Here is a 14639-nt window from a genome sequence, read left to right on the forward strand (position 1 = left end):
TCCGGCACGGCTGTTCATGCAATCATCACGGCGCGACGAACTTAGTTCGTACCAGTGGTGCCGGTGGTGCCGCCGGGGCCAGTGCCGCCGCCGCCATTGTTCTCGTTACCGTGGTTGCTGCTGCTGGTAGCGCCAGCAAGCACGGCTACAGCCGTGGCGCCCATGCCGATATAGACGGCGGTCAGCGCGCCCTTCGACGCTTGGCCTGCGGTGTTTGCGCCAGGGACGGTGGCTGCAGCAGAAGGTGCAGGCGCAGCCGGGCTCGGTGAAGAAGGCGCCTGGGCGAAAGCCTGGCTAGCCAATCCCGTGGCCAACAGTGCGATGAGCAGTGTTTTCATGGTAGGAGCTCCGTGCCGTGATAGTTGGGGAAGTATAACCATAACTGTGTCGCGGTTGTCTTGCAGTTTTGACACCGATGGGGCACGCATTCAGCTTGCCAGGCCAGTTTCATGCGAAACTTTGCCGCTTGGTCGGGTACCATAACCGACTTTGGCAGGATACAACGCAGCCGGTTGAGTATGGTCTGAGCGTTTAGCTCGTCATCCCAGCGCAGGCTGGGATCCAGTGCCTCCAAGCCAGCAGACACAAGGCACAAGGCACTGGATTCCTGCTTGCTCAGGAATGACGAACCAAAAGCTGGTTACCCAGACCTTTCTTGGATACAAGCTGTCGCATATTCTGTTGCACTGCACAAACAGTGCGAACGGCCGGAATCTCGCGTTATCAGGGGGAGATGCCGGCTACAACCCAAGCCATGCCGAAACGGTGCTTCCTCGGAACGACGGTCAATGGAATGGCTGCCGTGTCGCTTTGCACCTGCGCCGGCGATGATTCGGAGAGTCAAGTCAAGGTGTTCAAAAGGATATTGACGGTCTGCGTTGGCAACATCTGCCGCAGCCCCACAGCCGAATACCTCTTTCGGCAGCAGTTGGCCCACCGCGGCATCGAGGTGGGCAGCGCCGGCATTTCCGCCATGCGCGACTACCCCATGGACGCGACCGCCCTGCAGGTCATGGGGGAGCGGGGCGTGGATGGCTCCGTGCATCGCGCGCGCCAGGTGACGCCGGGAATGCTGCGCGAATCCGATCTCATCCTCGGCATGGAAAAAAGCCACCTGACCACGCTTGCACAACTGGCCCCCGAGGCCAGCGGCAAGATGTTCCTGCTCGACAAGTGGGGGGAAGCGCGGGATATTCCTGATCCATATCGACAGCAGCGCCCGGCGTTCGAGCACGTCTATGCGCTGATCGATCAAGGCGTCCGTGGCTGGCTGCCCTACCTGTAATCAACGTGTCGCACACTTTTAGCCCTTTCAGCCGAAAAGCGAATTCCATGGCAGCTGCGCAAAGCACGACCTCGAACGACGACGAAATCGACCTGAACGCTCTGCTGGGAACCTTGCTCGACCACAAATGGTTGATCATCGTGGTGACGGCGGTGTTCTGCGTGCTCAGTGTGGCTTACGCCATCCTGGCCACGCCGATTTACCAAGCCAACGCCATGGTGCAGGTGGAGCAGAAGGTGCCTGATCTGCCTGGGCTGAGCGCGATTAGCCAGACCCTGGGTGCCTCCAGTTCCGAGGCGACTACCGAGATTGCGATCATCACTTCGCGCTCGGTGATCAGCAAGGCGGTGGACAAGCTCAATCTCAACGTGGTGGTGACGCCGCACCGGTTTCCGCTGATTGGCAATTTCATGGCGCGTCGTTACTCGCCAGCCCAGCCCGGTGACGTAGCCTCGCCATGGCTGGGCCTCAGTCGTGACGACTGGGGTGGCTCCAAGTTGGATGTGTTTCAACTGGATGTGCCAAATGGCTTGCTGGGCAAGCACCTGACCCTGATCGCGGGTGAGCACGGTGCCTACACCGTACTGGATGACGACGATAACCTGCTGCTGCGCGGTCAAGTGGGGCAGGTGGCCAAGGGCCATGGCGTCACCATGCAGGTGAAAACCTTGGCAGCCAACCCGGGAATGCGTTTCGATGTGGTACGTAATCGGGATCTGACGACGGTTAGTGATCTTGCACAGAAAATCAATGCCAGCGAGCAGGGCAAGGATTCCGGCATCATCGCCTTGACCTACGACAATGCCGATCCGCAGCTGGCAACCGATGTGCTGGACCAGGTCGAGCAGGCCTACGTGCGCCAGAACGTGGATCGCAACTCGGCACAAGCGGCCAACAGCCTGCAGTTCGTCAAGGAACAAATGCCGATCGTGCGTGAAAAGCTGGAGAAGGCCCAGGCAGCCTTGAATGCATTCCAGACCAAGGCCCATTCCGTCGATATCACGCTGCAGACCAAGGGTTTGCTCGACCAGATCGTGGCGGTTGAAACCAGCATCCAGCAACTGGACATGCAGAAGGCGGACATGGAGCGCCGCTTCACCAAGGATCACCCGGCCTACAAGGCCTTGATGCAGCAGATTGGCCAGTTGCAGGCGCAGAAAGCGGGCATGGAAAAGCAGGTGGGAAGCCTGCCGGATACCCAACAGGAACTGCTGCGCTTGACGCGCGATGTGCAGGTCAGTGACAGCACCTATACCGGTTTGCTTAACCAGGCGCAGCAACTGGAAATTGCTCGCGCCGGCACCGTGGGCAATGTGCGAGTGGTGGATACAGCCGCCGTCGATGTCACCCACCCGGTAAAGCCGAAGAAGGCCATTATCGTGTTGGGCGGCACGTTCCTGGGTGGTTTCCTGGCGATTGCTTTCATCTTCCTTCGCCAGATGCTGAACCGCGGCGTGGAAGATCCCGCCGATATCGAGCAACTGGGCTTGCCGGTGTATGCCTCCATCCCGCAGAGCGACAAGGAACGCGATATTTCGTTGCGCGGCACACATCAGCACGGCGACGGGCGACAACATCTGCTGGCCGTGACCGACCCCGCGGACTTGGCCACCGAAGCCTTGCGCAGCCTGCGTACCAGCCTGCATTTCGCCCGGCTGGAAGCGAAGAACAACCTGCTGATGATCTCCGGCTCCAGCCCCGGAGCCGGCAAAACCTTTGTGTCGGCCAACCTGGCCGCAGTCATCGCCCAGGCGGGGCAAAAGGTGTTGCTGATCGACGCAGACATGCGCAAGGGTAGCCAGCACAAGGTCCTGGGTGGGCGTGCCGAAAACGGTCTGTCCGAATTGATCTCCGGGCAGCTCGAACTGGCCGCAGCCATTCGCCCCGTGACAGGATTGGACAGCCTGCACTTCATCGCCCGCGGCAAGGTGCCGCCGAATCCGTCCGAGCTGCTGATGCACTCCGGGTTCACCGCCCTGCTTAAGCAGGTGATGCCGCTTTACGACCTGATCATCATCGATACGCCACCGATCCTGGCCGTAACCGACGCCGCCGTGATCGGCCACCATGCCGGCACCAGCTTGCTGGTGGTGCGCTTCGGCCTGAATCAGGCGCGCGAAATAGCACTGGCCAAACAGCGCTTCGAGCAAAACGGCGTGGAGATCAAGGGCGCCATCTTCAACGCAGTGGAAAAACGCAGCGCCGGCTACTACTCCTACGGCTACTACGAATACAAAACCGCCAAATAACTCCCGCCGTTAACTCCCTCCCTCGCAAGCAGGGGGAGGGCTGCGGCGCCCTTAACTCCCTCCCCTGCCTGCAGGGGAGGGCTGGGGAGGGGTAAAGCTTTGGGGTGAGATAAAGCCCCTTAAATTCCAGTGCACAACGCTCAAGAAATACCAGGTCACACGCTCGCCATGAAACATTTCAAGCCCATCATTCCCAGCCATGCTTGATTGACCAACAGTCCTCCGTCCGTCTCCTACCAGAACGAACGGATTCCCCTTCGAACATCACCCAACGGAAGCCTCATGCAGTCACTGGACAACGCGAAGATCGCCATCATTGGCTTGGGTTACGTCGGCCTGCCGCTGGCCGTGGAATTCGGCAAGCAATTCGACGTAATGGGTTTCGACATCCATGCCGCGCGCATCGAGCAACTGCGTGCCGGAGTCGACCATACCCAGGAAACCTCGGCCGAAGAGCTGGCTTCTGCAAGCAAGCTTCGCTACACCACCGATCTTGAAGCCTTGTGTGATTGCACGGTGTTCATCGTTACCGTGCCGACGCCGGTGGACGAGATCAAACGCCCCGATTTCACCCCGTTGATCAAGGCCAGCCAGTCCATCGGCAAGGTGCTCAAGCGTGGTGACGTGGTGATTTACGAGTCCACGGTGTATCCCGGTGCCACTGAAGAAATCTGTGTGCCCGAGCTGGAGCGTGTCTCTGGCCTGAGGTTCAACGTCGACTTTACCGTGGGCTACAGCCCCGAGCGCATCAATCCGGGTGACAAGCAGCGCCGACTCACCACGATTCCCAAGATCACCTCTGGCTCTACCCCAGCAGCCGCTGATTTCGTTGATGCGCTGTACCGCCGCATCATCACCGCCGGCACGCACAAGGCGTCCAGCCTGATGGTGGCCGAGGCCGCCAAGGTCATCGAAAACACCCAGCGCGATGCCAATATCGCGCTGATCAACGAATTCGCCCTGATCTTCCACCGCCTGGGCATCGACACCACCGACGTACTGGAAGCGGCGGGCACCAAGTGGAACTTCCTGCCGTTTCGACCGGGCCTGGTCGGCGGGCATTGCATCGGCGTGGATCCGTACTACCTGATCCAGAAGGCACAATCGGTGGGTTACTACCCGGACATCCTGCTTGCCTGTCGACGCATCAACGATGCCATGGGCCAGCACGTGGCCAGCGAAGTGGTGAAACTGATGATCGGCAAGGGTCATGCCATCAAGAACAGCCGTGTGCTGATTCTGGGCCTGACGTTCAAGGAAAACTGCCCGGATCTGCGCAATACCCGTGTGGTGGATCTGGTAAAGGAATTCGAGAGCTTCGGCGCCCAGGTGGATATCTACGATCCATGGGCTGACGCAGCTGAAGCCAAGGCCGAATACGGTCTGGACCTGCTGCCACACGCTCCCGAACCGGGTACCTACGACGCCGTAGTGATTGCCGTGGCGCATGACGAGTTCAAGGCCGGCGGCAGCGCAGGCGTGCGTGCGTTGGCCAATGGGCGTGCCGTGCTTTACGACATCAAGGGCATTCTGCCCAAGGATGAAGTCGACGGCCGCCTTTGAGTTTTTTGGCCTTTCGTTGCCGGTGCGCGAAGAACTCATCGACAACTGGAGGTTGTTTCGAAGATCTCGATATGTGCCAGGCATCTTGAGGGTGCTCGTCACCCCAGCGAAGGCTGGGGTCCAGTGACTTAAAAGCTGCCCCGCTGCCTCTCACTCATATTCTATGGAGTCTGTATCAATGAAGAAATTCGGTTTGATCGGTGCTGCCGGCTACATCGCCCCGCGCCATATGCAAGCGATCAAGGACACCGGCAATACGCTGGTAGCGGCCTATGACCCCAACGACTCGGTTGGCATCATCGACAGTCATTTTCCGGACGCGGACTTCTTCACCGAGTTCGAGCGCTTCGATCGTCACGTGGACAAGCTGCATCGCTCCAACCACGGCAACAAGCTCGACTATATCTCGATCTGTTCGCCCAACTACCTGCATGACTCGCACATGCGTTTCGCGTTGCGTTCCGGCGCGGATGCGATCTGTGAAAAGCCGCTGGTGCTCAACCCGTGGAACATCGACGCCCTGCAGGACATCGAGCGCGATACAGGGCGCAAGGTCAACACCATCCTGCAACTGCGCGTGCACCCGGCCATCGTCGCGCTGCGCGACAAGGTTCGTGCAGCCGGAAACGATACCAAGCATGAAGTCGACCTGAGCTACATCACCTCGCGTGGGCATTGGTACCTGCAGTCGTGGAAGGGCGATCTCAAGAAATCGGGTGGTATCGCCACCAATATCGGCGTGCATTTCTTCGACATGCTGCATTTCATTTTCGGTGACCTGCAAAGCAACCTGGTGCACCACTCTGCCGACACCAAGGCCGCCGGCTATCTGGAATACGAGCACGCCCGCGTGCGCTGGTTCCTGTCGGTGGACATCAATGATGTGCCGGCTGCACAGCGCGAAGCGGGTCAGCGTACCTATCGCTCGATCACTGTCGATGGTGAGGAAATCGAGTTTTCCGGCGGTTTCACGGACCTGCATACGCGCACTTATGAGCGCATCCTGGCTGGCCAGGGCTATGGATTGGAGGACAACCGCACGGCGATCACGGCGGTATCGACGATTCGCAATGCGCAGCCGCTGGGGTTGCAGGGCGACTATCACCCGTTCCTCAAGAACATCAGCCGTTGAGGCAGGCACCATGACCCACTATCAGCACCCAAGTGCCATTGTCGATGACGGAGCACAGATCGGCGAAGGTTCGCGGGTATGGCACTTCGTCCATGTTTGCGGCGGTGCGCGTATCGGCCAGGGCGTGTCGCTGGGGCAGAACGTATTCGTCGGCAACAAAGTGGTAATCGGCGACCGCTGCAAGATCCAGAACAACGTGTCGGTGTACGACGACGTGACGCTGGAAGAAGGCGTGTTCTGTGGCCCGAGCATGGTGTTCACCAATGTCTACAACCCCCGCTCGCTGATCGAGCGCAAGGACGAGTACCGCAATACCCTGGTGAAGAAGGGCGCCACGCTGGGCGCCAACTGCACCATCGTTTGCGGCATCACCATCGGCGAATTCGCCTTCGTGGGTGCGGGCGCAGTGGTCAACAAGAATGTGCCCGCGTACGCGCTGATGGTGGGTGTGCCAGCGCGCCAGATCGGTTGGATGAGCGAGTTTGGCGAGCAGCTCGAACTGCCGCTGCAAGGCGAAGGCGAAGCCGTGTGCAAGCACACAGGGGCGCGTTATGTGCTCAAGGGCATGCAACTCCAAAAGCTGGGTACATCTAAATGATCGAGTTCTGCGACCTCAAAGCACAACAAGCGCGCATCAAGGACAAGATCGATGCGGGCATCCAGCGCGTGTTGGCGCATGGTCATTACATTCTCGGGCCGGAAGTGGCTGAGCTGGAGGAAAAGCTGGCGGCCTATGTGGGCGCCAGGTACTGCATCACCTGCGCCAACGGCACCGATGCGCTGCAGATTGCCCAGATGGCGCTGGGCATCGGCCCCGGCGATGAAGTCATCACGCCAGGCTTCACCTACATTGCCACCGCAGAGACCGTGGCACTATTGGGTGCCAAGCCGGTGTACGTGGACATCGATCCGCGCACCTATAGCCTGGATCCTGCGCTGCTCGAAGCGGCCATTACGCCAAAGACGAAGGCCATCATTCCGGTATCACTGTATGGCCAGTGCGCCGACTTCGATGCCATCAACGCGATTGCGGAGAAGCATGGCATCCCGGTGATCGAGGACGCGGCACAAAGTTTCGGCGCCACCTACAAGGGGCGCAAAAGCTGCAATCTCACCACGATTGCCTGTACCAGCTTCTTTCCCAGCAAGCCGCTGGGTTGCTATGGGGACGGTGGCGCCATCTTTACCAATGACGACGAGCTGGCCAAAGTCATGCGCCAGATTGCGCGACATGGGCAGGATCGGCGATATCACCATGTGCGCGTGGGGGTGAACAGCCGGCTGGATACGCTGCAGGCGGCGATTTTGCTGCCGAAGCTGGAGATCCTCGATGAGGAGATGGAAGCCCGCCAACATGTGGCTCAAACCTATGGGGAGTTACTGAGTAAAGCCGGAGTGACCACCACACCGCATGTGGAACCACACAACCGCAGTGCCTGGGCGCAATATACGATTCAGGTTGATCAGCGAGCGCAAATACAAGAGAAGCTGAAAGCAGCCGGAATTCCGACCGCTGTGCATTACCCTATTCCGCTTAATCGTCAGCCAGCGGTAGCTGATATCAATGTCAAATTGCCAGTAGGTGATGCTGTTGCCGAAAAAGTGATGAGTTTGCCGATGCATCCGTATCATGCTGAAAACAGCGTTGTTGCCGTGGTGGAATCGTTGATCGTGCGCGAGGAAGTGAGCGGCTGATGATTGCCTCATGGTGGCAACGCGTAGAAGGAATATTACCGAAAGGCCGGGTGGCACGCAGCATCGTTACTTTGGCCAGCGGCACTGCGGCTGCACAAGCAATTACAGTCTGCGTAATGCCTGCCGTGACACGGTTATACACACCATCCGAAATAGGTGTGATCTCGCTGTTTCTGGCATTTTTTAACTTCTGTGCGCCGTCGCTTTCATTGCGTTACGAATACGCATTATTAAACGCACAGAACGATGCCGAATCGCATGTGATCAATCGATTGGCGATGATTTGCGTTGTTGGTACATCGATTATTTCCATGCTGATTCTTGCCATTTTGTGGAATGCAAATATTCTTGGATTTGGGTTATTACCGTGGTGGTCGCCGATAGCGGTCATGATTATACTTTTCGGCTATGGGCAATTCATGGTTTGCCGCTCATGGGGACTGCGCGCAGGTCTGGTGAGTCGCATCACCAAAGCTACCATGGCGCGTTCTGCGGCAAACGCCATCACGCGTATTGGTTTTGGGGCGCTAGGCGCAGGTGTGTCTGGACTGTTTGCGGCTGAATTGGCTGGCGCCTGGGGGCCTGCTGCGGCTCTTTACCGTTCGGTACACAGTCATTTCGCGCCTAGTCGACCTATTCCGATTACTCAAGAAATGTTGAAAGCGACCATGAAGCGTTACCTGAAGTTTCCGATTCTGGAAATGCCTTCAACTCTCGTTAATCAGTTTGCGGCGACCCTGCCAGTGCCAATGATCGCCACCCTGTATGGCCCTTCGGCGGCGGGTTGGTTCGGACTAGCGCGTGCAATGGTGGGAATTCCGAACACACAAATCGGTGCCGCTGTTGGCGATGTATTTCAGGTGGAGTTGGCGCGTGCTATAGCAGAACAAGATCACGCGCGTGGGCGTCGTCTTTTCTACATGATGATGGGTAGGTTGAGTCTATTCGGGTTATTGCCCATGGCAGGTGTGGTAACGCTAGCGCCATGGTTAATGGCAACAGTCTTCGGTCAGGCATGGAGCGAAGCTGGATGGATTGCGGCGACAATTTCTCCTTGGTTATATGTTGCATTGATAGTTAGTTCGCTTAGTCGCCTGTTGTCCGTCTTACAGGTACAGGAGTTTAAATTGTTTTATGACGTGGCTGCGGTGCTTTTATTCGTGGGCGCATTTTTGCTAGCGCGATACATGAAGTGGACATTGTTGCCAATGGTTGCATGCATGTCGGGGGCGGGAGTATTTGCGTATCTTATTTATTTGATAGTTCTTGTTATGGTTGTTGAGTCGCGCCTTCGAAAAGGGCGTGGTGGTCATCAGGATTTGAGATAAATTAGATGGCGCTGAAGAAATCCAGCATATTGGATATCCTTCTCGTATGCATATACGAGACGCTGTTGTCGATTATTTTTGTGCGGTTTATTTTGCCTCTTCATGGTTATGAAGTGCAGATCGCGCAGACAACTGGTGGTTCGGTTAATTATGTCAAGGTCGCACTATCATATGTTGTGACCTGTGTTGCTGTCTTTCTCTTTAGGTCAATAGGAGTGGCGAAGAGGGCGAGCCGCTTTGTGATGCTAATCCAGCTTCTGATGATAGTTGTGCCATTTTGTGTATTGTACGGCTATTTGAATTATCCGACATGGCAGCTTGCATTGGTTTTTCTTGGTTATGGCGGTGCTGTTCTTTCTATAAATGTAATTCCATCTATTAGACTTCCATTGTTGAGTATTGAGGTTAGGAGATTTTTTATATTTCTGGCAGTGGCGATTATATTTTATGTGTATGTTGGCTTGGTGGCGACCGGTGGAATTCAGAGAATAAATTTCGACTTTTCGCAGGTTTATAAGGTAAGGGCGGGTTTGAGTAAGCATGAATTTCCGTTGTCGGGATATTTTATACCGTGGGTAGCATATGTTTTAAATATGGCCATTCTTACCTACTCTTTGAGTATTAGGGGGCGTTCTTTAATTAAGTCTATGTGTGGCGTTTTTTTGGTTATTCTGATGCAGGTGATGTTATTTGGGATGACGAACTTCAAGGCTTTCATATTTTTGCCTTTTGTCATTGTGTTTCTTGTTCTTTTTATGGGAAAAATTAATCTTTTTAGAAGCGCTGTCATGGGTGTATCGGTTGCTTTGTGTTGTTTGATTTTGTTGTCACTGGTTGGGGTTGTGTTTAGTATTGCTATCGTGGATAGGGTGTTTGTTACTCCATCTGCTATCCATAGTTTGTACTTCAATTATTTTTCAACTCACCCTTTGGGTTTGTTGCAAGGAACAGTGGGTAAGCTATTTGGTTCTTCCTATAATGAATCTATTATTATAGTGATTTCCAAGTTTTATTGGGGTAGGGTGTTTTCGCCGAATGTCGGATGGATCGCCGATGCATTTTCTAACTTTGGAGTCATCGGGGTTCCAGTATACAGCTTAATTCTGGCGCTATCTTTGAGGGTCGTTGACGGTTTCGTGGACGAGCGCATGCCAAGTGGCGTGGTGGAGGGTTTGCTGTTTGGCTTTGCGTTCAGTATTACAAATACGTCGTTATTGACATCCTTGCTTACTGGAGGATATGTGGTGGCAGTTGTTGCACTATGGGTCATGACCTCTCGCTGGAGGCGAGTTTCTAGTGTGGTATCGAAGAAAGCTAGGGTGAATTTCTGATGTGTGGTATTGCTGGATATATTTTTCACTCTTCATTTGTGGCCGAGAGAGAAACTTTTTCATCACTATCTTTTATTGAACGGCGGGGGCCTGATGCGAATGGAGTCGAGAGCGAGTTGGTGCATGGACATTCAGTGGCTTTGCTGCATTCGCGTCTTTCGATTATCGATCTGACGGTGCGGGCGCGTCAGCCGATGCGCGACCGTGATTCAGATTGGTTGATTACTTACAACGGCGAGATATTCAACTACCTCGAGTTACGCAGGGAGCTGATCTCTCTGGGGCGGGTGTTCGAAAGCGACAGCGATACTGAGGTCCTGCTGCAAGCGTGGGCGCAATGGGGCGTTGAGGCGCTTTCCCGTCTGAATGGAATGTTTGCCTTTGCCGTGTTCAACAAACGCACTGGCGAGCTATGGCTGGTGCGTGACCGCTATGGAGTCAAGCCCTTGCTATGGGGGCGCTTGCCGAATGGCGGGCTGGTTTTCTCTTCCTCGGTGGCGAGTGTCGCCACTGACGTCGGAGCTGAAATCGATCTCGATTACTGCGCGCGCGGCGCGCGCTACAAGGCATTCGAATTGCCGGAATCCGGCGCACCGTTCCGACAGGTGCATGCTGTTCCACCGGGCTGCTGGGTAAAGGTTCAGATCTCGGATGCTGGCCTCGATGTTACGGAGGGGCAGTGGTATGACTTACGCCATGCTGTCGTCAAGCGAGCGGCTACACTCACATCGTGCACCGATCAGCAGCTTCTGGAAGAGTGCCGGCTGGTTCTGGAGAGCGCCGTTCAGTTGAGGCTGCGCAGCGACGTCCCACTGGCTGTTTCACTCAGTGGTGGGCTCGATTCCTCAAGCATTGCCGCGCTGGCCTCGAGGCGTGTCGCGGATTTGAAGGGCTTCACGTACGGCGCCCCGGACGCGGCGGAATCCGAAGGACCGGTGGTGGCTGACTTTGCGAAGCGGGTTGGCATTGGTGCCGAATTCATCTGGCCCAAGTTCGATGCGAACGAACTGGATGCTTTGCTCGAGCGCACGTTTGTGTCCCAGGAAGCGCCATTCGGCGGTCTCAGTGTGCTGGCCCAGAACGAGGTCTTCCGCACCGTTCATCAAGCCGGCTTCAAAGTTCTCCTGGGGGGGCAGGGGGGCGATGAGTCATTTGCGGGGTATCGCAAGTTTTTCGTGGTCGCACTGCGGGATGCATTGAGTCGGCATGATCCCCGTGGTGCGGTCCATTTCGCCTGGTCGTTGGGCCTTATGCTGTTGCATGAGGCCAGGCAGGCGCGCATGTACTGGCAAGGGCTGAGTCGCTACAGCAACCGCCGACCGTTCGAGTTCCAGTTGCTGGACTGGCAATCGCCGGCAATCAATCTGTGGGGTGACGGTGGCACTGCGCTCAGCGTGCGGCAGATCGAGGATGTTCAGCGCTGGAGCATTCCCAGCCTGCTGCGCTACGAGGACCGCAACTCGATGTCGCATGGCTTGGAAACCCGATTGCCATTCATGGACTACCGACTGGTGGAGCTTGCCCTTGCGTTGCCTGCGCGGCTGAAGATTGCCAAAGGGTTCGGCAAATGGGCGTTGCGCAGCATCGATAAAGGCACAGTGCCGGACTTCATCAGGCTCAATCGGCGGAAGCGTGGATTCGACGTCACCCAATCGTGGATCGAAGGCGGTATAGGAGCGAGCCTGCGCCGACGGATCCAGGACCATCGTGGCGCATTGGCCGCGCACCTCAAGCCGAAACTTGATATCGATCGGCATCTAACGAATGAGCGATTGAGCAATGACAGAAATTTACTGGACGAGGCCTTGATGCTGGCATGGCTGGCCGAACCGGTGCGCGCACCGAATCGCCTGGAACCGGCAGCATGATCCGCGTATGTCACATGTCATCGGCCCATCAAGGCCTGGATATCCGCATATTCGCCAAGGAATGTGTCTCATTGGCTGATGCGGGGTACGAGGTGCATCTGGTCATCACGGCACCGACCGATGCGGTCGCGAAGGCGGCGGCACAGAGGGTGACTATGCATGTTTTGCCGCGGCCCGCTGGGCGCTTGGCGCGCATGTTCAAGCAGGGGTGGCGTTGTTATCGCATGGCAAGCAGGTTGAATGCCGATATCTACCACTTCCATGATCCGGAGCTGATTCCATACGGGATGTTGCTCAGGCTGACTGGAAAGCGAGTGATCTACGATGTACACGAGGACCTGCCGCGAGACATTCTCGACAAGGAATGGATCCCCGCCTGGGCGAGGCGTTGGGTGGCAGCTGGAGCCGAGGCACTGGAGTATATCGGTGCGCGCTGGTTCTTCGCGGTGTCGGCGGCAACGCCGTTCATTGCCGAGCGCTACCGGCGTATTACATCGAGAGTTATTGATATCAATAACTTTCCGATGCCAGATGAGCTCGCGCCCCCGGAAGTCGCTGTCAAGCGGCGCAGGCAGGTATGTTATGTCGGAGGTATCACGCGTGTACGGGGGCTTAAGCCATTGGTGCAAGCGCTACCTGCAGTGACAGATGTCCGTTTGGTCCTATGTGGAAAGTTCACTGAGCCGGCGTTCGAGGCAGAGATCAAGGCGTTGCCGGGCTGGCGGCAGGTGGATTATCGAGGCCAGGTTGGCCGAAAGGACATGCAGCGCATTTTGAGTGAGTCGATGGCCGGTGTCGTTACTTTCTTGCCGATTCCGAATCATACGGATGCCCAGCCCAACAAGATGTTCGAATACATGTCCGCCGAACTTCCCGTTCTCGCATCCGACTTTCCCTTGTGGCGACAAATTGTGGATGGGGCGCAGGCCGGCGTATGCGTCGACCCGCAGTCGCCACAATCCATTGCCGCAGGGATTCGCGAGCTGGTCGACGATCCAGCCAAGGTCCAGCGAATGGGCAAGGCCGGACGCAAGGCGGTGCTGGAAAAATACAATTGGCCAACCGAAGCCGAGAAGCTGGTCAACTTCTACAAGGAATTGCAATGAGGGTCGTAACGGTTCTAGGGGCTCGTCCACAATTCATCAAGGCCAGCGTGGTTTCGGCGGCCATGCTTCAGCACGAAGACATGCATGAGGTGGTTGTTCATACCGGGCAGCACTTCGATGCCAATATGTCGGACGTGTTTTTCGCGGAACTTGGCATGGCGTCGCCAGCGTATCATTTGGATATCCATGGCGGCCAACATGGCGAAATGACTGGGCGTATGCTCCAGGGTATCGAGCGTGTATTGCTGGATGAGAAGCCCGATGCCATGTTGGTCTATGGCGACACTAACTCGACACTTGCTGGTGCTCTGGCAGCGGCCAAATTGCACATCCCGGTGGCACACGTCGAAGCAGGGCTGCGTTCATTCAACATGCGTATGCCCGAAGAGGTCAATCGCATTCTTGTTGACCGCATTTCCAGTTGGTTGTTCGCTCCCACCGACGAGGGCGTGGTCCAACTGCAACGGGAGGGTATTGATGCGGCACGCATACATCAGGTAGGCGACGTGATGTATGACGTGGCACTGCATCATGGCGAACGCGCGAAACGCATGAAAGTCAGTGCGGTCGAGCGGCTGGGCTTGCAGAACCGTGGCTATGTATTGGTCACTGTTCATCGTGCGGAAAACACCGATGATCCACATCGGTTACAAGCGATCGTAGATGCCTTCATTGAGGTCGGGCGACAATTGCCCGTAGTGTGGCCACTTCATCCCCGCACGCGTGGCATGCTGGCCAAGGCGGGGCTGCTATCGTCCCTTGAGCGGGCCGTACGCTTGGTTGAGCCTCTCGGCTACATGGAAATGGTGCAGTTGGAGCAGTCTGCTGCTGTCATCGCTACCGACTCCGGCGGCGTGCAGAAAGAGGCATTTTTTCACCGCGTACCCTGCGTGACATTGCGAGATGAGACCGAGTGGGTGGAGTTAGTAAGTGGTGGCTGGAACCGGTTGGCCCCCCCCAATAATGCATCGCAGGTAGCGATAGCGGTGCTTGAGGCGCGAGGGCGTGCAGGGGACTCGATACAGCCCTATGGTGATGGGCATGCCGCCGCTAAGATCGTGACGGGTCTTGCAGCGCTATGA

12 protein-coding genes are annotated in these 14639 nt (G+C 56.5%); 11 read left to right on the forward strand and 1 reads right to left on the reverse strand.

Going from position 1 to position 14639, the window contains the following annotated elements; translation table 11 throughout:
* Positions 1–41 precede the first annotated feature (41 nt).
* Positions 42–338: a hypothetical protein gene (locus BMY90_RS04855; RefSeq protein WP_092702096.1), complete on the reverse strand. Its 297-nt coding sequence runs from the start codon at positions 336–338 to the stop codon at positions 42–44.
* A gap of 455 nt (positions 339–793) precedes the next feature.
* On the opposite strand from BMY90_RS04855, the gene BMY90_RS04860 reads away from it, so the two are divergent.
* The 11 genes from BMY90_RS04860 (at position 794) to wecB (ending at position 14639) form a co-directional block, all read left to right on the forward strand.
* Positions 794–1285, forward strand: a complete 492-nt coding sequence (locus tag BMY90_RS04860) for a low molecular weight protein-tyrosine-phosphatase (protein WP_008212521.1) — start codon at positions 794–796, stop codon at positions 1283–1285.
* A gap of 47 nt (positions 1286–1332) precedes the next feature.
* A complete protein-coding gene (locus tag BMY90_RS04865; RefSeq protein ID WP_092702098.1) occupies positions 1333–3534 on the forward strand; it encodes a polysaccharide biosynthesis tyrosine autokinase in 2202 nt (733 codons plus the stop codon).
* Positions 3535–3816: 282 nt separating this feature from the next.
* Positions 3817–5097, forward strand: coding sequence for a Vi polysaccharide biosynthesis UDP-N-acetylglucosamine C-6 dehydrogenase TviB (gene tviB, locus BMY90_RS04870; RefSeq protein ID WP_092702100.1), 1281 nt, complete (start codon positions 3817–3819; stop codon positions 5095–5097).
* A 178-nt stretch (positions 5098–5275) separates the two neighbouring features.
* Positions 5276–6229: a Gfo/Idh/MocA family protein gene (locus BMY90_RS04875; protein WP_092702102.1), complete on the forward strand. Its 954-nt coding sequence runs from the start codon at positions 5276–5278 to the stop codon at positions 6227–6229.
* 10 nt (positions 6230–6239) lie between these two features.
* Positions 6240–6827: a UDP-2-acetamido-3-amino-2,3-dideoxy-D-glucuronate N-acetyltransferase gene (gene wbpD, locus BMY90_RS04880; protein WP_092702104.1), complete on the forward strand. Its 588-nt coding sequence runs from the start codon at positions 6240–6242 to the stop codon at positions 6825–6827.
* Positions 6824–7924, forward strand: coding sequence for a DegT/DnrJ/EryC1/StrS family aminotransferase (locus BMY90_RS04885; protein ID WP_092702106.1), 1101 nt, complete (start codon positions 6824–6826; stop codon positions 7922–7924). Before wbpD ends, BMY90_RS04885 begins: the two co-directional genes overlap by 4 nt.
* Positions 7924–9252, forward strand: coding sequence for a lipopolysaccharide biosynthesis protein (locus BMY90_RS04890; protein WP_092702108.1), 1329 nt, complete (start codon positions 7924–7926; stop codon positions 9250–9252). Before BMY90_RS04885 ends, BMY90_RS04890 begins: the two co-directional genes overlap by 1 nt.
* Before the next feature lie 5 nt (positions 9253–9257).
* Entirely contained in the window at positions 9258–10583 is a 1326-nt protein-coding gene (locus BMY90_RS17005; protein WP_139201690.1) for a hypothetical protein, read from the forward strand.
* Positions 10583–12451, forward strand: coding sequence for an asparagine synthase (glutamine-hydrolyzing) (gene asnB, locus BMY90_RS04895; RefSeq protein WP_092702110.1), 1869 nt, complete (start codon positions 10583–10585; stop codon positions 12449–12451). The genes BMY90_RS17005 and asnB overlap by 1 nt, the downstream gene beginning before the upstream one ends.
* On the forward strand, positions 12448–13557 hold the full coding sequence (locus BMY90_RS04900; RefSeq protein WP_175481494.1) for a glycosyltransferase family 4 protein: 1110 nt from the start codon (positions 12448–12450) through the stop codon (positions 13555–13557). The genes asnB and BMY90_RS04900 overlap by 4 nt, the downstream gene beginning before the upstream one ends.
* A complete protein-coding gene (gene wecB, locus BMY90_RS04905; RefSeq protein ID WP_281244031.1) occupies positions 13554–14639 on the forward strand; it encodes a non-hydrolyzing UDP-N-acetylglucosamine 2-epimerase in 1086 nt (361 codons plus the stop codon). Before BMY90_RS04900 ends, wecB begins: the two co-directional genes overlap by 4 nt.

Source organism: Rhodanobacter glycinis, from assembly GCF_900114325.1.
GTDB lineage: Bacteria > Pseudomonadota > Gammaproteobacteria > Xanthomonadales > Rhodanobacteraceae > Rhodanobacter_A > Rhodanobacter_A glycinis.